Annotated in this window: 19 protein-coding genes; 8 read left to right on the forward strand and 11 right to left on the reverse strand. The window is 54.7% G+C overall.

The window, feature by feature from the left end:
* The first annotated feature begins 202 nt into the window (after positions 1-202).
* The 3 genes from dctP (at position 203) to Q0775_RS18000 (ending at position 3,207) form a co-directional block, all read left to right on the forward strand.
* Complete coding sequence (dctP, locus tag Q0775_RS17990) at positions 203-1,207, forward strand: TRAP transporter substrate-binding protein DctP (RefSeq protein ID WP_298864317.1); 1,005 nt, start codon at positions 203-205, stop codon at positions 1,205-1,207.
* Between the two features lie 81 nt (positions 1,208-1,288).
* Positions 1,289-1,921, forward strand: a complete 633-nt coding sequence (locus Q0775_RS17995) for a TRAP transporter small permease subunit (protein ID WP_298864320.1) — start codon at positions 1,289-1,291, stop codon at positions 1,919-1,921.
* The gene (locus tag Q0775_RS18000) at positions 1,918-3,207 is read left to right on the forward strand and encodes a TRAP transporter large permease (RefSeq protein WP_298864323.1); all 1,290 of its coding nucleotides are present in this window, start codon (positions 1,918-1,920) and stop codon (positions 3,205-3,207) included. Before Q0775_RS17995 ends, Q0775_RS18000 begins: the two co-directional genes overlap by 4 nt.
* Positions 3,208-3,679: 472 nt before the next feature.
* Here Q0775_RS18000 and Q0775_RS18005 read toward each other — a convergent pair whose 3' ends face one another.
* From Q0775_RS18005 to Q0775_RS18045, 9 genes are all read right to left on the reverse strand, one after another.
* Positions 3,680-4,291, reverse strand: coding sequence for an ABC-type transport auxiliary lipoprotein family protein (locus Q0775_RS18005; RefSeq protein ID WP_298864326.1), 612 nt, complete (start codon positions 4,289-4,291; stop codon positions 3,680-3,682).
* 4 nt (positions 4,292-4,295) lie between these two features.
* Positions 4,296-6,011: an MlaD family protein gene (locus tag Q0775_RS18010; RefSeq protein ID WP_298864328.1), complete on the reverse strand. Its 1,716-nt coding sequence runs from the start codon at positions 6,009-6,011 to the stop codon at positions 4,296-4,298.
* Positions 6,011-6,802 carry an ABC transporter ATP-binding protein gene (locus tag Q0775_RS18015; RefSeq protein WP_298864331.1) on the reverse strand — a complete coding sequence of 264 codons (792 nt, stop codon included), beginning with the start codon at positions 6,800-6,802 and terminating at the stop codon, positions 6,011-6,013. Before Q0775_RS18015 ends, Q0775_RS18010 begins: the two co-directional genes overlap by 1 nt.
* Positions 6,802-7,935 carry an MlaE family lipid ABC transporter permease subunit gene (locus Q0775_RS18020; protein WP_298864334.1) on the reverse strand — a complete coding sequence of 378 codons (1,134 nt, stop codon included), beginning with the start codon at positions 7,933-7,935 and terminating at the stop codon, positions 6,802-6,804. The genes Q0775_RS18015 and Q0775_RS18020 overlap by 1 nt, the downstream gene beginning before the upstream one ends.
* A 288-nt stretch (positions 7,936-8,223) precedes the next feature.
* Positions 8,224-8,547 carry a TraR/DksA family transcriptional regulator gene (locus tag Q0775_RS18025; protein ID WP_298864337.1) on the reverse strand — a complete coding sequence of 108 codons (324 nt, stop codon included), beginning with the start codon at positions 8,545-8,547 and terminating at the stop codon, positions 8,224-8,226.
* A gap of 65 nt (positions 8,548-8,612) precedes the next feature.
* Entirely contained in the window at positions 8,613-9,038 is a 426-nt protein-coding gene (locus Q0775_RS18030) for an ion channel (RefSeq protein ID WP_298864341.1), read from the reverse strand.
* 114 nt (positions 9,039-9,152) lie between these two features.
* Complete coding sequence (locus Q0775_RS18035; RefSeq protein WP_298864344.1) at positions 9,153-9,365, reverse strand: DUF2892 domain-containing protein; 213 nt, start codon at positions 9,363-9,365, stop codon at positions 9,153-9,155.
* A gap of 121 nt (positions 9,366-9,486) precedes the next feature.
* Positions 9,487-10,011, reverse strand: a complete 525-nt coding sequence (locus tag Q0775_RS18040) for a Crp/Fnr family transcriptional regulator (RefSeq protein WP_298864347.1) — start codon at positions 10,009-10,011, stop codon at positions 9,487-9,489.
* Between the two features lie 17 nt (positions 10,012-10,028).
* On the reverse strand, positions 10,029-10,925 hold the full coding sequence (locus Q0775_RS18045; protein WP_298864350.1) for an NAD(P)H-hydrate dehydratase: 897 nt from the start codon (positions 10,923-10,925) through the stop codon (positions 10,029-10,031).
* Between the two features lie 195 nt (positions 10,926-11,120).
* On the opposite strand from Q0775_RS18045, the gene Q0775_RS18050 reads away from it, so the two are divergent.
* The 4 genes from Q0775_RS18050 (at position 11,121) to Q0775_RS18065 (ending at position 17,367) form a co-directional block, all read left to right on the forward strand.
* Entirely contained in the window at positions 11,121-13,694 is a 2,574-nt protein-coding gene (locus tag Q0775_RS18050) for a cation-transporting P-type ATPase (RefSeq protein WP_298864352.1), read from the forward strand.
* 99 nt (positions 13,695-13,793) lie between these two features.
* Positions 13,794-14,507: a VIT1/CCC1 transporter family protein gene (locus tag Q0775_RS18055; RefSeq protein WP_298864355.1), complete on the forward strand. Its 714-nt coding sequence runs from the start codon at positions 13,794-13,796 to the stop codon at positions 14,505-14,507.
* A 72-nt stretch (positions 14,508-14,579) separates the two neighbouring features.
* Positions 14,580-15,725 (forward strand): site-2 protease family protein, encoded by a 1,146-nt coding sequence (locus tag Q0775_RS18060; protein WP_298864358.1) that lies wholly within the window; start codon positions 14,580-14,582, stop codon positions 15,723-15,725.
* Between the two features lie 91 nt (positions 15,726-15,816).
* Positions 15,817-17,367, forward strand: a complete 1,551-nt coding sequence (locus Q0775_RS18065; RefSeq protein WP_298864360.1) for a PAS domain S-box protein — start codon at positions 15,817-15,819, stop codon at positions 17,365-17,367.
* On the opposite strand, the gene Q0775_RS18070 is transcribed toward Q0775_RS18065, so the two are convergent.
* The gene (locus Q0775_RS18070; RefSeq protein ID WP_298864363.1) at positions 17,334-18,104 is read right to left on the reverse strand and encodes a response regulator; all 771 of its coding nucleotides are present in this window, start codon (positions 18,102-18,104) and stop codon (positions 17,334-17,336) included. The two genes, Q0775_RS18065 and Q0775_RS18070, sit on opposite strands and share 34 nt — an antisense overlap.
* Positions 18,105-18,285: 181 nt before the next feature.
* Here Q0775_RS18070 and Q0775_RS18075 point away from each other — a divergent pair, with 181 nt between their 5' ends.
* Positions 18,286-18,960 (forward strand): helix-turn-helix domain-containing protein, encoded by a 675-nt coding sequence (locus tag Q0775_RS18075; RefSeq protein WP_298864366.1) that lies wholly within the window; start codon positions 18,286-18,288, stop codon positions 18,958-18,960.
* 59 nt (positions 18,961-19,019) lie between these two features.
* Here Q0775_RS18075 and Q0775_RS18080 read toward each other — a convergent pair whose 3' ends face one another.
* Positions 19,020-19,451 carry a DUF2267 domain-containing protein gene (locus tag Q0775_RS18080; RefSeq protein ID WP_298864369.1) on the reverse strand — a complete coding sequence of 144 codons (432 nt, stop codon included), beginning with the start codon at positions 19,449-19,451 and terminating at the stop codon, positions 19,020-19,022.
* Between the last annotated feature and the right edge of the window lie 374 nt (positions 19,452-19,825).

Genomic DNA, 19,825 nt, shown 5'->3' on the forward strand with positions numbered 1-19,825 from the left:
ATCTGCGTTGATGTCCAATCGCAGTCGATTAGGCTTGGCTACCGCGAATAACATGCACGAAATGCCTAAATACAAGCGTGACGCGCAAAACAAATTGCTATGCGTAATATATTTGCCTAGCATCTTAAAATGCACTGAAAGGGCTCGCCTGCTGTCGCGATTCTCGTTCACGCAAACAAAAATAAAATAGGGAGAAAACTCAATGAGTTTCACAAAAATCACCAAGGTTCTGACCGCAGGCGCGATCACCGCGCTGATGTCCACGGCCGCTTTTGCACAAGACACCACACTGCGTTTTGCAGGCGTTTTCCCGATTGACCATCAGGGTACAAAGATGATGGAGCAGGTTGCTGCTGATGTCGCCGCCGCTGATGTTGGTCTGAAAATCGATATCTTTCCTGCGAACCAGCTGGGATCCGGCGAAGCACTCTTCGAAGATGTAGCCCGTGGCAACATCGATCTGGCCGGTGCGTTCATCTATGCCGATACCGATCCCCGTCTCGAGTTTCTTTCCATGCCCTTCCTCGTAAGCGGCTGGGATGACATGGACAGCGTGATGCGCAACATGGATTCCGAATATAACAAGATCCTTCAGGAAATCACTGACGAGTACGGCGTGCGCGTTATGTCCCAGAACCCTGAGGGTTTTGTGGGTGTTGTTGCCACGAAAGAGCCTACAAACTGGAACACATTTGATGACAAAGGCATGAACATCCGTGTTTGGTCCTCGACTGTTGTGAAATCCATGATGGAAAGCATCGGCTTTAAAGCGACAACGATGGCATGGGGCGATATCTTCCCTGCGATCCAGTCCGGTATTGTTGATGGCGCGATCTGCTGCACAAAGACAGCGACTTACACGATCTTTGCACAGTCCGATGTGGGCACGCACTTTGTCGAGTATAACGCGATTTCCGAGCTGACCAGCTTTTACGCATCCCAGCGTTCCCTCGATAAGCTGACACCAGAGCAGGTTGAAGTTCTGCAAGCCGCGATGACAAAAGCATCCGATGATTTCTTTGCGTATAACCGCGAGAATGACGATGCCTTCGGTCAGAAACTGCTCGACAGCGGCTATACCATCCTGAGCCTGAACGCCGAAGACCAAGCCGCCATGGCGACAAAAGTCCGCGAAGAAATCTGGCCAATGATGGCCGAGAGCGTCGGCCAAGACATCATCGACCGCCTCAAAGGCGCGATGAACTAAGCACAAGCGATCAAGGGCTGGCAAATTTGCCGGCCCTTTTTGTGTCTGTAGATTGACCAAATACAAAAAGGGGCAAGCGGTATGTCGGGCAAAAACGACGATCACGCACAACTTGATGATTTGCCAATAGGCGCCGGTGGCGAAATTGACGGCCATCCCATAAAAGTAACAGACGAATTGCCGCGGGTTATTGGCGTGCCGATGAACTTGATGCTGATTGCCATGAAGGGCATCGTCATGTTCTCGGGGTTTCTCATGGCCTTCACTTTTGGTGCTGTTGTGGTGATCCGCTACGGCTTTGGCGGCGACCTGTTTGCCTACGAAGAGTGGCTTTTGGCGATTAGTATCGTGGGCTTTTTCGCCGGTGCTGTGCTGGCCTCCGAGCGGCAGTTGCACATCAATGCCGATATTCTGGGGATTATCATCCAAAATCCACGCCTGATCTGGATACGCGGCTTTGTCGTGCTGTCCATCGAATTGGGTGTGACGCTGTTTATCGTCTATGCCTGCTATATCTCGCTGCTTGATGATTTCTCGTTCCCGAGACTGCGTGCCACAACTGTTTTGCGCATCCCGTTTGTGTCATGGCGCATCGCGATTATGGTCGCGTTTACCTTCATGTCCATGTTCACTGCCGCGTATCTTTACGTGCATATCCGTAAAGGGCTCGGCCTGCCGCTCAAGTCCGATAGCCTCGGGAAGGTCGCATCATGATTATTACTGGAAGTCTGCTTATCGTCTGCATCATGTTGTTGCTGGGCGTGAGCGTTTATGTGGCGTTCGGATCGGTTCTGATTTTCATCGCTTTGGTTGGTGATCAGTCGATCTCGGGTTATCTGCCGACTGGCTCTACGGGCATCCGTTCGCTTGTGCTGCTGGCGGTGCCGCTCTTTATGATTGCCGGTGGCATTATGGAGAAGGGCAAGATTGCCGCGCCCCTTGTCGCCTTGGCCGAGATGTTTATCGGCCATATCAAGGGCGGTCTGAGCGCGGCGGGTGTGCTTGCTTGTGGTATTTTCGGCTCCATTTCGGGCAGTGCGAACGCCACGCTGACGTGTATCGGTGGCATCATGATGCCACACCTCAAGCGTGCAAACTATCCCACGGGCCTGTCTGCGGCGCTCATCGTCTCGGCCAGTCCGCTGGGCCTTCTGATCCCGCCGAGCGCGTCGCACATCCTCTATGGCTGGGTCGCACAGCAAAACGTGCTCAAGTGCTTCTTGTCCACAGTCATTCCCGCAATGATCCTGATCACGCTATTGATCATCACCAACCAGTTCATGCTGCGCAAAGTGACTGATATCCAACTCAAGGATCGCCCGTCGCCCTTCATGCCTGCCTTTGTCGGCCAAGGACGTTTGGCAGGACCGGCGCTTATGATGCCCCTTATCATTCTTGGCGGTATCTATGGCGGTATTATGACCCCGACAGAGGCTGCTGGTATCGCAGTTGTCTATGCGATCCCGATTGCGATCTACTTCTACAAAGGTTTGACGTGGAAAACACTTGCCACAACGATTGGCGGCTCCGGTGTGACCATCGGAGTGGTTATGGTCATGATCTTTATGGTTCTGATCGTATCCGATAACCTGATCGCCCAAGGTGCGCCACAACTGGCAAAAGATATGGTTTACTCCGTATCCGATAATCCGATTGTGATCCTGCTGATGATCAACGTTGTGATGATCCTCATCGGTATGCTGATGGACGATATCTCTGGTCTGCTTCTGGCGACACCGATCCTGCTGCCCATCGCACAAAGCGTTGGTATGGATCCGATCCATTTTGCGGCTGTTATCGGCGTGAACCTTGGTATGGCGAACATCACACCACCAACTGCACCGCTGCTTTATCTCGGGGCGCAGATTTGTGATGTGCCTGTGTCAAAGATGCTGTGGCCCACTTTGGTCTTTATCATCTTCGCCTGGTTGCCAACGCTGATGCTGACCACCTTTGTACCAGAGCTGGCAATGTGGTTGCCTGAACTACTGCTGGGGTAATAATCTCCGGTGGATAACAAATAGAAAAAGGCGCTCAGGGGTTGAGCGCCTTTTTTGTTGAAAGCCTTCTTGTACCGTCAGGGAAGTCTATCCTACTGGATGAACTGCCAGGAATGCAGGGTGATGAAAAGCGCTGTTACGGAAAGCAGGGCCGCGATGCTGAGAACGTCTTTTACCATTTTTGTCATTGTGCTGATCCTTACGAAAAGCGGGTTATGTTATGAACGGGATATAGGGGTGCCCTTGACCCCTGACCACCACCAAACGATGCATAGGTGGTTTGTGATTTACGCATGACGATAAGAACTTTTGAAGATGTCCTCGCTTGAAGCGCAATCATTGGCGCAGAGAGGTTGCTCAAGGTGAAACCGGAGCAAGCACACCCATCAACCCTCCAATGAGAGATTTCCAATACTTGGAATTAAGCTGACTATAATCAACATTATGTTAATTTTTATTTTTGATGTATCTATTAGGTCCGTTGTGTTGTCCAATCGGTCATCAAAGGCAATAAATCATCCAATAACCCCTGAAATGCGCTGACAATCGCTTCGGGTGTATCGCTCTCGACACTTGCCGACTGCGAGAACCTGCGCGAGGCCACAATGCGCTGATCACGATCATTGATGAGGGTGAGGTCAAAGTCCGCCGTCGCCTCAAACGTCCCATCTGGCAAAACAGTGACGTCAAACGCATCGATGCGCACCAAAAGTGCTTTGTCCGGGACCGGTCCTGCGCCAACTGCACCCACATATGCAACACGCCCCGTGGCAGAGACGCTGCGGATCAACAGACTTTGGATGACCGCGGGCAACTCGTCGCTCCACCGTGCATTAGGCAGATAGGTGATGGCGGCCGCATCAGGCTTGATCATGATGCGGTCTGTCGCAAGGGCAGCGGTGGCTTGTGGCAATGCTACAAGCAGGGTGCGCGATGATTTGCCCCCGCGTTTTGCCCCCGTGACGGGGCGCAGGTCATATGTATTCAGCGGCTTGGCCGCAGCGTTGAGCGATGTGATCGCACTGCATCCGCTCAGCGAGAGGAAAGCGCCCGTAAGGGCCATACGGCGGGTTAGGTCGGGCATGGGTCTACTTCCTATAGTCGGGAACACGGCCATCAAGGATGAAGCCTGTGGGGTTTCGTTCAATCTTGCGGGTGAGCGTGCCGAGAGTGTTAAGAAGGGTCCGCGCCTCACTGGCAAGGCGAGTGAGTTCAGGTAAGCCTCTGTTGGCAAAGTCACCAAGGCCAGGACCGGATTGCGCTACAACGCCTTGGATCTGCCGCGCTACTGCGTCGCTGCGGGCAATGAGTGCCCGTAGATCTGCCGTGATGGCGGGTACATCTGCTGCGACGTCTGTGACGGCACGGGTAATCTGGTCGGAGGCGTTGCGAATATCAGTCATCATCGGTGCAAGATCAGTGTCGAGCACGGTTGTCGCCGCGTCAAACGTGACTTGCGCTGATCCCAGCGCGGCCTCGGCGGTGGTTAGGGTGCTGTCGAGCGTGATCAAGCTGTCTTGCGCTTTGGTAAACAGCGCATTTGCCGAGGTAATTGCCTGTTGTGCCTGTTCAGCCATGGGATCAAACCTGTCTGTGGCACTGGTGATATTGGTCGCAACATCTTCTACCGCTTTGTTCGCCCGCGTAACGCCGCTCCGGATATCTGCCATGATCGCGGGGACATCATTGACCACCGCCGTTTCGATTGTACTCACAGCGCTTTGCATATCGGCGACCACGGCGCGTGTTTCGGCCACCAGCAAAGTCCCGTCCCCATCGACAAGCTGGTCAAAACTTACCGAGGCTTCGGTCACAGCGATAAAGGCGGTGTTGGCCTCGCGCAGGGAATTCTCCAACTCGACCAAGCGGGCGTTAAGCAAGCCTGCTGTTTCACCAAAGCCGTCGAGCGTGGCACCAGAGCGGGTTTGAAGATCAGCGATGGCAGTATTTGTGAGCGTCGCCGCCTCAGAGAGTTGTGCGAGGATATCGGGGACTTGGCCCGCCATAATTACCTGTGCCTGCTCAAACACGCCCTGTGCGCTGTCAATCGCCTCAACCGAGCCTGATAATACTGTATCTGCCTGCTCAAACGCACCTGTTGCTGCCGCTAGCGTGCTGTCCGCCTGTTCAAGCGTTTTGGTGACGGATGCGCCGATCACATCCAGACGGTCGGTGAACAAACTGATTTGAACGGTCGCATCGCGCACGGTGCCTGTAATCTCGGTAAAATCGGTCAGCGCTTCATCCAGACGCCCCGAAGTGGAATCCAGATTGCGTAGGATATTGGTCACATAAGTCTGGTTCTCCGGGCTGCTCAGGCTCTGGAATTGTTCGAGCAATTTCGTTGCCTCAGTCAATAAATCAGGCGCATCCTCAACCAGTGCCTGCACCGTCGAGCGGCGCGAGGGGATGATCGGAATGCCCTGAGCATTCGGCACCAAGGGTTGCGCTGTTGGCGTGCCTCCTGACAGCGAGATATAGGCCACCCCTGTAACCCCTTGGGATTGCAACTGCGCGACGGTATCAGAACGGATCGGAATATCCGCTTCAATCTCGATGGTGGTAAAGACCTTCGAGGGGTCCTCCTCTGCGATGCGCAGGCCGATCACACGGCCTACGGAAATGCCGTTGAAGGACACATCGCCCGACGCATCAAGGCCCGAGACATCATCGAACAGGATACCATAGGTCTGGTACTGTTTGTTCACCTGAACACTTGCCAGCCAGATGAAAAACGCGAGCGTGCCCAGAATGGACAGCAGCGTGAAGATACCAATCAGGATATAATTCGCACGGGTTTCCATCAGTGGGTTTCTTCCTTTTGTGCCGAACTCAGGGCTGCGCGTGCCCGTGGCCCATGGAAATACTCATGCACCCACGGATGATCAATTTGCAACATCTCTTCCATTGTTCCCACGGCGAGCACCTTTTGATCGGCCAGCACAGCGATACGGTCACAGATCGCGTGCAGGCTGTCCAGATCATGGGTGACCAGAAATACAGTGAGACCCAAGGACGCCTGCAACTGCTTTATCAGAATATCAAAGGCGGCTGCGCCGATGGGGTCAAGCCCGGCAGTCGGTTCATCCAGAAAGACGATCTCGGGGTCCATTGCAATGGCACGGGCAAATCCTGCGCGTTTTCGCATGCCACCCGACAGCTCGGAGGGGTATTTCGCCATCGCATTTTCGGGCAGGCCCACCATCCGCACTTTGATCCCCGCCAATGTTTCGCGCAGGGTATCTTCAAGCTTGAGTTGTTCACGCATGGGCGCCTCGACATTCTGGCGCACGGTGAGCGATGAGAAAAGCGCACCATCTTGAAACATCACCCCCCAACGGCGGCGCAAAGCGCGATATTCTTCGTCAGAGGTTGAGCGCACGCTCTCGCCAAAAACTTCGATCTGGCCTGCATTAGGCTCTAACAATCCCACGATTGCGCGTAACAGCACCGATTTTCCTGTGCCTGACCCGCCGACAACGCCGATGATTTCGCCGCGCCGCACATCAAGGTCGAGGCCGTCATGGACCGTATGTGTGCCAAACCGTGTCACCAATCCGCGCACGCGGATGATCGGATCGTCCACCGCTTCCATCACACCCCCACCACTGCAAAAAAGATCGAAAACATCGCATCGACTACAATCACCATAAAGATCGACAGCACCACCGAGGCTGAGGTCAGCCGCCCCAAACTCTCCGCATCGCCGCCAACTTTCATCCCTTCATAGCATCCGATGATGCCAATGATGAGTGCAAAGAACGGCGCTTTGATCATGCCCACTGCGAAATGCCAAACGTCCGTATTGCTCACAAGCCGTGACTGGAACACAGCGGGCGATACGCCCAACTCGATCCATGACATGAGTGCACCACCAATCAGCCCCGATATGTTGGCGATCAACCCGAGTGCAGGCAGCATCAGCATCAGCGCCAATACCCGCGGCACCACAAGGATGGTCACAGGATCAAGGCCAAGGGTGCGCATTGCATCAATCTCTTCGCGCATTTTCATAGAGCCGATGGCGGCAGTAAAGGCAGAGCCAGAGCGCCCCGCGACAATAATCGACGTGAGCAGTATCCCCAACTCACGCAGGATCGAGATGGCGATCAGGTCGACGACAAAAACCTCCGCCCCGAACTGGCGCAGCTGTGCGGAGCCTTGAAAGGCCAAAACCACCCCGATGAGAAACGCCATTAGTGCTACGATGGGCACCGCACTCACTCCGATCTCCTGACAGTGGTGCACCACCGAGGTCAGGCGTAAACGGCGAGGGTGGCGTATGATGCCGCCCAATGTGGCAATTACCTGCCCCAGAAACGAGACAAGCTCGACCGTCATTCTGTATCCGCGCACCACCTTGCGGCCATAACCTTCAAAACGGTCCGCAATCGACAGCGCTGCTGGCGTGCGCTGGTCTTCAGGGGCCATGCTGCGTTTCACCGTCTCGATCAGCTGCGCCTGTTCAGGAGACGCGCCTGTGATCTCCAGCGTTATGCCGTGCTGTGCCGCCAGCCTTTGGTGATCGACAACAAGCCACGCGCCTGCAGTATCCATTTGAGACAAAGACGATATATCGATGGATAAAACAGTATCCAGATTGGTGTGATGCATGCTTCGTTGTGTCTGCTCCACACTATCAATGAGCAACCGCCCCTCCAGCGTCAGCACGCTTTCCTGAACCGACACTGTGACGGTTTTCGACTGGGGATTCGGTGAAGTATTCATGAAGCGTTGCGGCAAGGTTGGCTGTTCAGTCGCCGCATTTTATGCGCCCCCAAAATCTGGTCCTGCAAACCCATGTTGAAATCTTTCGCTCTTCATCGCGGTGGCCTTGATCTGAACCTTTCACGGCCCTTGTTTCATCCGCATGATGAGTCGCTGTTGTTTGTCAGTGCTAACACAATCTTAGCGCGATCCAAGAGGGCCCGAAAGTATTTAAAAGCCCATCCGCACTGCCACTGTCTCCAGACGAAAGCGCGCACCGCCATTGATGAGGACAGTGCGGCGCGGGGATTAGCTTTGGCGTGCGCAATTCTTGCAAAGGGGTGCGTATAATACGGCGGTTAATCGAGCCTCCGAGATAGGTTCTTCGCATTTCTTGCAAATGCCGTAACTGCCATCCTCAATCCGTTCCATCGCAAGGTTGAGCAGGGCGATTTCCTTTTGCGCCGCGATCCCCAGTCCCTCAAGAACTTCATCATCTTCGAGATCAATGGCCTGATCGTTCATATCGGCGGTCATCGGCGCGCCCAGCTCGTGATCGACTTCGTGCATCCGTGTATCAAGTTCGGCAATACGTGCCGTGATCAGATCGGCATAGTGTTTCAGGTCGGTCATCTCATATCCTCGCTTGGTTTCTCCGACCATGATATAAGATGCAGAACTGCGCGTATTGACTTGGATCAAGGGCGCCTTGCGCGGGTGGGAAAGTTAAAGACTTCGACCAGAAATGCAGTGAACAGTCCGAATGTCAGCAATCCGTGGGTCGCGGTCATCCCGGCCAACAACCGCCATTCAGGATCAAGAACAACATCGCCATAGCCAACAGTCGTGAATGAGGCGATCGAGAAATAGAGCGCAGGTTCAAGGCCGGTGAACAGGCCAAGTGCCATATAGAGTGCCGCCCATCCCCAAACCGAGCCTGTCAGGACAAGCAATATCCAAAGCCCTGCAATGCCCAGATCAAAGACCAGAGGCAGCCGTTCATATCCAAGGCTGCGTGTCTGCTCCAGCCAGCGCAGCATACGGGCCGCAACGCCAAACAGAACAATGGAAAGGGCGAGAGAGCTGATCATCATCACAGAACCGACGAAAAGAGCAAAAAACATTGTGAGACGCCTTTTCGGTCAATTCATGTCGCGGTGTTTGCGGACCAACTTCTGCGATATCTTTTCACCAACTGCGCGAAAAAGAGACACCCTGAGTAAATACCACCCGTTTATCTAAAGCTTGCAAGTCGAAACGCCAAGCATCCTGTAGAGCGGACAGAACCTGAGAACTGCCGTGACTACAAGTACCAAACCGGCCGCCATACTGCCATATGCAAGTGCTGCACTGGACCAGATCGCAGGTATGTTCAGGAGCGGTGCTATGATCAGCAAGAGACCCAAAAGCCCCCTTACGATACGGTCGATATTTCCTACGTTATTAGACATCCCATTCTCCTCTTTGGTTTGATTTCATCCAAGGTGTCCACCATGAAGCAGGACTGCCCGCGTTGATAGCACACCTGACAAGATCAGGCTGCATTCTATGGTTGCGCCGCGGTCAAGCGGCCTAGTGGCGGGTCATGTTCTGCAAGGTTTGCGCGTCCTGACGCCCGAATAGTCTTTGATTGGCACAGGTATTATTCTGACGGACCGCGCTTTCGTCAATCGCTGTAAACAGATCGGTAATCCGCTTTGAATAGGCCTCAAAAACAAATCCACGGAACTGTGGGGAGGACTCCATAAGGTCATCAAGTGTTTCGCGGGGGATCAGGATCGCGTCCACGTCTGTCTCTGCAATGCCTTGTGATAGATAGTCCTCGAATGCCAGCAGGCATGCCGAATTTAAAACGGAGCGTTCGCCAGCGTGCACGCGGTACAGCATAACCTCATGCCCCGCCTTGGAGCGTTGTTGTACCCGCACTGTACCACAGGTCAAAAGCAACAGGTCTTCGGCGGGATTGTCAGGTCCGAAAATCACCGTGTCTTTGCCAACGCTGATATAGTGTACCTGTCTGCTCAGCACGTCTGATACCATGTCTGGTATACCGTCCAGACCGTAAAAGGATGTGCGCCATGAAGATGTCGTTAACATAATAACTCACTCTTGTTTTACCCCTGTGTAGCGCTTTTTGCAGAAACTGGATTGATCTCGCTCAATCGCAAAATCTTGGGCAGCGCTTCGGGAATGTCTTCCGCGATCAGCCCTGCCCCGATCGCCTCCGCGCATGAAAAATGGAGGTATGCTGCGATGCAGGCCGCGTCGAGCGCGTCAAACCCCCGCGCCAACAAACCTGTGACAAAACCGGCAAGCACATCCCCCGAACCCGCTGTCGCAAGCCAGCTGGTGCTCTTGAACGGCTGCGCAGATACAATTCGGGAGGCGGTATTTGGCGCTGCGACAATGGTTTCAGGCCCTTTGAACAGGACGACACAACCCATCTTATCTGCCGCTGCCTGTGCAAGGGTGCGGCGGCACGATGTCGTTGCGAATACGTCAGGGATCAGACGGCGCAATTCCCCTTCATGGGGTGTCAAAACGCTTTGTGGGTTTGATAGGGTTGGCAAGGAAACCGAAGAGTCCGCCATAAGCGTTATGGCATCAGCATCAAAGCAGGCAGGCAGGCCGCGCGACACCACATCACTCAAAAGGTTCTGGCTTGCATGACCAAGTCCGAGGTTCGGACCGATGCAAACCGCTTGCGGGCTGACCGCAGCTAAGTGTTCTGCAAATTTGGACGGTTTTGCAAAAGGCTTTACCATAATCGCGTTAAGCTGTGCTGCGTGCTCTTGCAGTGCGTCGGCTTGACACAGAACGCTCACAACCCCTGCACCGATGCGCAACGCGCCGCGTGCAGCCAGCCGAGCCGCACCTCCCTGCCCTGTAGGACCGGACACAATCGCAGCATGCCCATAACGGTGCTTATGGGCGGCACCGGATTTTCCCAAGGACTGCCAATGGGCCGTTGTCATCTCAAAAACCGTGCAATCGCTCGCGGTAGTGTTCATCGGTTGCTCCTGCCTGAACCTGTGTGCGTCTTGAAAAGCTCAACTGGCCTTCACAATCAATCCCTCCTCGCGGTACGATATCGCCTCTTTCAGTGGTATATGTCTCTTTTCACTTCTGAATTTGATATTACTCAATCAATAGTGACCCCATCCGAGGGACACCAAAAACCTGACGACAACTCATGAGGTGGCTTTGTGCCTGATACTGCCCGACCCACTGGCCTGACGGCCGCGCAAGTCTCTGATGCGCGAAAAATCCATGGCTGGAACGAGCTGCCTGCTGTGGCACAGGTCGGCCCTTTTCGCGTTTTGCTGCGTCAGTTTACCAGCTTTCTTGTTTTGATCCTGATTGTCGCGGCTGGTGTTGCCCTCGCATTGGGGGAGCGGGTCGATGCGATCACGATTGGCCTTGTGGTTGTGCTGAACGCGGGCCTCGGATTTGTCCAGGAATGGAAGGCAGAGACGGCGTTGACCGCGTTGCGCGCGATGCTGTCCCCCCAAGCGATGGTTTTGCGCGAGGGTCAGGAACAGATGATTGCGGCCAGAGAAATCGTGCCGGACGATATTATCGTGCTTACGGCAGGATCCAAAGTCGCCGCCGATGCGGTTATCATCGCCGCAGCAGAACTCCGCATTGACGAGAGCGTGCTCACGGGCGAGTCCGTTTCTGTTTCAAAAAACGCAGCGGATGAAAAAGTGTTCGCAGGCACGTCTGTCACGCAAGGACGTGCAGAAGCCTGCGTTACCGAAATCGGGTCACAGACTGAATTCGGCAAGATCGCCCACCTCACAGGATCAGTCGGAACCAAAACAACCAACCTACAGGACAAACTGGGACAGCTTGCGCGGCAACTTGGCATCGCGGCACTTTTGGTTGCCGGGAGCGTAACAGGTCTGGGGCTCTGGCTTGGGCGTGACATGGCCGAGATGGTGATGACGGGCCTGTCCTTATCGGTTGCGATGGTGCCTGAGGGGTTGCCCGCAGTGGTCACAATCACCCTCGCCTTGGGTGCGACAGCGATGGTGCGCCAAAACGCCTTGGCCCGCCGCCTCCAAGCGGTCGAGACATTGGGCGCGGCGTCGGTCATTTGCACGGACAAAACCGGCACCCTCACTGAAAACAAGATGACGGCGACGCAGGTTTGGACGCTGGAGCAGACCTATGATGTGACAGGAACAGGTTATGATCCTGCGGGACATATTGCGGCAAATGGCATGCGTGTGCGGGCTGCAGATGATGCAGTGCTGTCGCAGCTTTTGCAGGTCGGATTGTACTGTAGTCATGCCCGCCTGAACCGAAAAGGTGACGCATGGCAGATGGTTGGCGCCCCCACCGAAGGGGCGCTGATCACGCTGGGTTACAAAGGTTGGTGCGATCCGCCGGACGAGCGCGGCCTGCTGGCAGAAATACCTTTCAGCAGCGCACGCAAACGGATGTCGGTGTTGTATGGGTCCGCGACAGGGAAAACTGTTTTGACCAAGGGCGCACCAGAGCAAGTTCTTGAAGTCTGTACAAAAGTGATGACACAAGCAGGCGCGCGCCCTTTGTCGGACGTCGATCGTGCAGATATTCTAGAAGCTTACAGTAAACTTGCCGCGCAAGGGCTGCGGGTGATCGGCTTTGCACAGCGGCCGGCTGAGACGGCTCAGATCGTCGAAGAGGACTTGGTGTTTTTAGGACTGGTTGGATTGATCGACCCTCCCCGTGCCGAAGTACGTGACGCCATCAAACTGGCCCGCGCGGCGGGGATCAAAGTTGTGATGATCACGGGTGACGGTCCGGTTACGGCAGGAGCCATTGCGGACCAGCTTGCCCTGCAAGTAACGCAGCATCTTACGGGTGCTGATGTGGATGCGCTCGATGATGCTGCTCTTGCCGATGTGCTCCGCGGCGATGTCCTGTTTGCCCGCACTAAGCCTGCGCAAAAAATGCGCATCGTCTCGGCCCTTCAGGCGCAGGGCCAGATTGTTGCGATGACAGGTGACGGGGTGAACGATGCCCCAGCCCTGAAACAGGCGGACATCGGTATTTCTATGGGGATCAGGGGTACGGATGTGGCGCGGGATGCGTCTGATCTGGTGCTGCTGGACGACAATTTCGCCACCATTGTCACAGCTATTGGCGAGGGCCGCCGCCAGTTTGCCAATGTCCAGAAATTTGTGCGCTATTTGCTCTCGTCCAATGCGGGAGAAGTGATAGCTTTGGTCGTGAACATCGCTATTGGCGGCCCGCTTGTCTTCCTCGCGACGCAAATTTTGTGGATGAACCTTGTGACAGATGGTGTCACGGCCGTCGCGCTTGGCTTGGAGAAGTCAGAACCAGATCAGATGCACCAGCCACCGCGCCGCAAAGACACAGCCATACTGGGATGGGGCGGTATTCTGACCATCATCGTGCTGGGCTCCTATACAGGCTTGTCCAGTTTATGGATCTTCTTTCATCTCATGGACCTCGGCGTTGATCTGGCCCGCACCACTGCCTTTACCGCGATGGTTGTGTTCGAAAAAATGAGCGTTTTTGCCTTCCGCTCCTTGCGATTGCCCGGTGCGCGGATTGGCTGGCTCAGTAATCCGTTTTTGTTGCTTGCTCTTGGCGTGACATTGGGCGCGCAAGTGCTCGCCGTCTATTGGCCACCGCTTCAGATCATGCTGCATACGGTGCCAATGGGCCTTGATGAGTGGCTGTTGGTGTGTGGGTTTGCGATCCCTATTCTGGTCGTGCCCGAAGTGCTCAAAACATTTGGGGCACGCGCTGACCGCACCGCGTAAAGCATAAGTGGTCTGGCCAAGAAACACGGCATCAGAAAGGGGTCATATCATTTGATATGGCTCAATCGGGGTGCCCTGTGATTGGGCGATATAGGTCGCATGACACAAGAGCATGGACACACCCGAACAGAGATTGCCGCACGCCTTTCGGCTGGCCCGCAAAACAGCAACCTGAAAGATATGATTTATGGTGGCATTGACGGGGCGGTGACTACCTTTGCGATCGTCGCCGGTGTTGAGGGGGCGGGGCTGCCGCATACCATCATCGTAGCGCTTGGGCTGGCTAATATTCTGGCCGACGGATTCTCGATGGCGGCGAGCAATTATTCCGGAACCAAGGCCGAACTGGACGACCGCAAACGCATCATCCAGATAGAGGAACGCCACATCACCGACCATCCCGAGGGGGAGCGCGAAGAGCTGCGCCAAATCCTTGAGATGCGCGGATTGTCGGGTGCCGTACTGGAAGATGCGACCCATGCCATTGCGATGCGGCGTGACAAATGGATCGGTATCATGTTGACGGACGAATACGGGCTGACGCGCGATGATCCGGCCCCTCTGCGCGCAGCAATTGCGACTTTCATCGCTTTCCTGATTGCAGGTGCGGTGCCGCTGTTTCCTTTTGTGCTGGGGCTGGAAAATGCCTTTGCCATTGCCGTTTTTGCGACCTTGCTGACCTTCTTTATGATTGGGGCGGGCAAAAGCCGCTGGTCGCTTGCCAAATGGTGGCGCTCTGGCACTGAGACGCTGTTGATCGGCGGGGTTGCGGCGCTGCTTGCCTACGGTGTGGGCGGCTTGTTCCACCCGTAAGGCTGACAATTTGACAGATATCAATAGATGCTTTCAAGCACACGATATGCTGGGGGAAAAGTGGAGCTTGCGATGTTCTCGAATTCTGTAAAGATTTTGTCTGTAGACGGTTTTGAAATTAAAGTTGACCCGAGTTGGCTGATTATAGCGTCTCTGGTCACTTGGAGCCTTTCGCAACAATACTTTCCAGATGTCATGCCTGAGGCGACTGCACATACATATCTGATAATGGCGCTGATCGGGATGCTGGGTCTGTTTGCCTCTCTCCTCCTGCACGAATTGGCCCACTCCGTTGTGGCACGGCGTCTGGGCATCGAGATCAAGAGCATCACATTGTTTATCTTTGGCGGTCTGGCTGAGTTGGGGAGTGAGCCAAACTCGGCCCGTGACGAGTTCTGGATCGCCGTTGCTGGTCCTGTTATGTCGCTTTGCCTGGCGGCTTGCTTTTGGGTGTTTGCACAGATTGCTGTGCTGGCCTCCGGGGCGGACCCGTTTGTCGCGGTGCTGTCTTATTTGGCGTTGATCAATCTGGTGCTGGCGCTGTTCAATCTGGTGCCGGCCTTCCCGCTGGACGGGGGCCGTATCCTGCGCGCCTATCTGTGGCACCGAGGCGGCAATGCGCTCAAAGCGACCCAGATGGCGGCACAGTCCGGCACTGTGTTTTCCTACTTCCTGATGGCAATGGGTGTTCTGGCGCTGTTCCAGGGCGCATTCGTATCAGGGCTGTGGTACCTTCTGATCGGTGGCTTTGTGCTGATTGCAGCACGGTCGACGTATACCTCAAAGCTTGCCCAAACCGTGCTCGCAGATAAAACCGTGAGCGATCTGATGACGCTAACTCCTGTGACAGTTGCCCCTGAAATGACCCTGTCAGAGTTCGTCAACCAGATCATGTTGCGCCACAGCGTCAGCTTTGTGCCAGTTGTTGATGGAGATGTTTTGCTGGGCCACATTGATCAAACTGTTCTGGCTGGCATTGACCGTGAAAACTGGGGCAACGCACGCGTAGGCGATGTGTTTGTTGGTTTGGACACTGCGACGATGGTTGCACCGGATATGGCGGTACCCGACCTCTTTGAACAGATCTCACAAACAGGCCGCCGTAAGTTTATGGTTGTGCGGGATCATCAGCTTTTGGGTGTCATCACGTTGGCTGATCTGACCCGCTACCTTGGTCTGGCAACCTTGGCCTCCCCTTTGACGCAGGCTTCGCGGTAGCGCGATCATGGCCACAGGATAACAGCCCGCTTGCAATAGTCCTTGCACCTCCTGCGCCGCCTTTGGCAGAATAGCAAAAAGGAACACGGCCATGGACTCCTCCGCACAAGACAGCGCTATCCTCAATGCCATTCTTGAGGCGGCAGTAGATGCTATGATCGTTTCTGACGCTCAGGGCACCATGTTACGCGCAAATTCAGCTGCTGCAGAGATGTTTGACTACAGCGCTGCACAGATGGCTGGACAGAACGTCAATATGCTGATGCCGCAAGCTTTGGCCGAACTGCACGACAGCTTTATGTCTCATCATATTGAGACGGGAGAAAAGCGTATCATCGGCTTGGGCCGTGACGTCGAAGGACTGCGGCAGGATGGTACGATATTCCCGCTCCATCTATCGGTCGGCCATACGCAGGTCGAAGGCAAGCGCATGTTCATCGCCATTTTGCACGACCTCACAAAGCGCAAGGCGGCCGAAGATGCGCTTGCGCGGTCCCAGCGCCTTGATGCGATCGGGCAGATGACGGGCGGAATTGCCCATGATTTCAATAATCTGCTGACAGTGATTGTGGGCAATCTGGAACTGCTGGAGATGCGGGGGGCGAACGAACGCCAACTCCCGTTGATACGTGACGCGCTCAGCTCTGCGGAGTTGGGAGCCGACCTTACCTCACGGTTGATGGTTTTTGCACGGCGCAGCCATCTCACACCGCAGACCGCTAACTTGCGCGATTTATGTACAGATACCTTGCAGCTCTTGAAGCGAACGCTGGGTGCGAATTTTCGGATCAGAACGGACTTTGCCGATGATCTGAACCTTGTCGAGGTTGACCCTGTGCAACTTCAATCCGCTCTCACAAACCTTGCCCTCAATGCGCGGGACGCGATGGGCGCGGGGGGCGAGTTGCTTGTCTCGGTGCAAAACGTCAGCATAGACGACACCTATATGGCACAGGAAACCGACATTGCCGTAGGGGACTATGTACGCCTGTCTGTCAGTGACAACGGGGCTGGCATGACCCTCGAAGCGCAGCGCCGCGCATTCGAGCCGTTCTTTACCACCAAGGCAGACAGCGGCGGCACGGGCCTCGGGCTGGCCATGGTATATGGTTTTGTGCGCCAGTCGGGTGGGCATGTCACGCTTTACAGCGAACTGGGTCTGGGCACCAGTTTCGGACTTTATTTCCCTGCGCTACCGCAAGAAGCGGCCAACGGGCATGGCAACTCTCAACCTGACACCACCTTAAAGATGCCGCGCGGAAACGGCGAGGTTGTCCTCATCGTCGAAGACAATCCAAAAGTGCGCAAACTCTCGATCGAGCGCATTCGCGACCTCGGGTTTCAGACCCTTGAGGCCGAAAGTGGTGATCAAGCTTACGCGATGCTGAAACAGGGCGTAAAAGCCGATCTTGTCTTTTCCGATTTGGTGATGCCCGGCGTTCTCAACGGCTATGACCTTGCTTCTAAGATCACGCGCGAATTTCCCGCGCTTAAGGTTTTGCTAACCTCGGGATATGCCAGTGATGTGGTGACGGACGCGATGGCCCATGGGCGCGCCTATCACATCCTGCATAAACCATACCGCCAATCAGAGCTGGCCAGACGCCTTCATGCGGTTTTAGCAGGGTCCACTGACATCTGAACAACCTCTACGTCGCAGGCAAAAGTATATCCCACGCCGCGCACTGTCTTGATCAGTTTCGGGTCCGACGGCTCGCGCTCGATCTTTTTGCGCAGCCGCGCGATCTGGTTATCAATGGCACGGTCAAGCGGGTTCCATTCGGTGCCGCCCGTTAAATCCATCAACTGATCGCGCGACAAAATACGTTTGGGCCGATTTAGAAACACATCCAACAACTTGAAGTCACCGCTGGTTAATTCGCACTCGGTATTTGTGCGGTCCATGAGCTTCATCTGGTCAGGGATTGCGGTCATGCCGTCGAAACAGAATTGCGTGCTTGCTGTGCTTGCAGGCACGCTTTCGACGATCGCTTCTGCCGTAGGTGTGGCTGCTTCACTGCGGCGCAGCACGCTTCTGATCCGCGCAATTACCTCGCGCACGTGAAAGGGTTTGGTGATGTAATCATCTGCCCCCACTTCAAGGCCAACAACGCGGTCAATAACGTCATCCTTACCTGTCACCATAATGATAGGCACGTCAGAGGTTCGCCTGATATGGCGCGCAATCTCGATCCCGCTTTCTGATCCAAGGTTGAGGTCAAGCGTGATCAGGCTGACAGTCGTGTCTGCCATAATGCGCAGGACTTCCTCCTCGGTCTGCGCTTCGCAGACGCGAAATCCGTCATCCTCCAGCACATTGCGCAAAAGGGTTCTGATTTTGGGGTCATCATCAACAACAAGAACGGTCGGGTTCGTCATAGAGCCTCCTTAGCGACTCGGGCCATGCTCAGGAAATAATATATTCATACTTTGATATAGGTAGCTACCAGTGACAAATGAGAGCGTGATACAAAATGATACAAAAACCTACGGTTGCACCGTAATGCACATTACACAGACTGCGCAAGATACCTCCAAATCATACTGGAGGCTGCCCCCGATGTACGTCACAATCCCCACTGAAAACACCGATTATTCCACAGTTACACCGCTTGCGACAACCTTGCCGCAAAGTGCCGAAGCTCATTTAAAACCCGGCGCATATCTCTATTTTGAGGGGGACGAGGTTGAGTGGCTATATCAGGTAACAAGCGGCGTTATGCGGCTCACTCGCCTCCTTGCCGATGGTCGTCGTCAGGTGATCGCATTCGGGTATCCCGGTGATATTGTTGGATTTCCATCCTCTGGCTTGCACCACACCGATTGCGAAGCACTGACGCCTGCACAGCTACAGCCCTTCCGCCGCTCTGCTCTCGAAAACGGTGAGGGTGACCCCAAACTGCACAACGCGCTTTTGCAGGCGGCCTTGCGCGAAATCAGCGAGATGCAGGATCATTTTATGATGCTTGGGCGGAAATCGGCCAGCGAGAAGGTCGCGTCCTTCCTGTGCGTGTTGGCAGAGCGTGTCGGCACCGATCTGGGCGCTTACAGAGGCGTTACACTCCCGATGAGTCGTTCTGATATTGCAGACTTTCTGGGCCTCACAACCGAAACTGTGAGCCGGACCTTCACCCAGCTGCGCAAGTCCAAGATTATCGCAATCGAGAACATCCACACCGTGATCATCCAGCGGCCAGATGCACTCCTTGGTTTGTCCCTCGGTGACCGCGACTGATTTATCGGGCCGCTATCCTTAAACGCCACGGGATCTGCTCTCGTGGCGTTTTGCGTGGTTCAGGGTGCAGGCCACAGGTCGCGAACCCCTGTCGGCAATGTTGCGCGAATATCTTCGACCTCGCCCCTGCTGAGGCGATTGTTCAGCAAATCAAAAACGCATTTGATGTCATCGCGTCCACGGAATTCCTCTGTGTCCTTCATCAGAGCATCAATGAACGAGACAAACTCGATGGCCCTCCGCTCCTTGATTGGCGTTTGGTGCGGCACCCACCCTTCAAAGAAAAAGCCGCGTATCATGACAGGTAACTGCGCCGAGATATGGCCCACCTCGTTCACGAGCAGATGGTCACGCAGATGACACATCGTAACCCGCAACAGCCGTAGCACGCTGCGTTTGGAGGACCAATCAAGCCGCTCAGCAAGTTCGTTTATCCATTCATGTGTCAGCTGAACGCTGTGGTCGATCACTTCCAAACCTTGAGCTGTCATAGCACTTCTCCCATTGTAGACCAGTACGCCGCCGACACCTCTATTGCAGCAGCCGTAGCGATTGTGTTTCTGAAAAGGGCCATGGTTCAACTCCTTAGTAATGACTGGATCACCACATGACATACCACTCGGCCCACAGCGTCGATTGACTGGGATCAATCGGAGCATATCAGCGCATGCTAAACATAATGCCAGACGCAACCCAACGCATGCGAAGGAATAGCTCATGGGACTGAAAACAATTCTTGTCTGCCTGACAACGCCAGAGAACACACAAAATTTGATGAAAACCGCGGTTCCACTCGCGCGTAAACACAATGCGCATCTGATCGGATTACATCCCATTGAGGCGCTCAACGTGTACCCCGGGGTTG

This window comes from uncultured Sulfitobacter sp. (assembly GCF_947499945.1).
Taxonomy (GTDB): domain Bacteria; phylum Pseudomonadota; class Alphaproteobacteria; order Rhodobacterales; family Rhodobacteraceae; genus Sulfitobacter.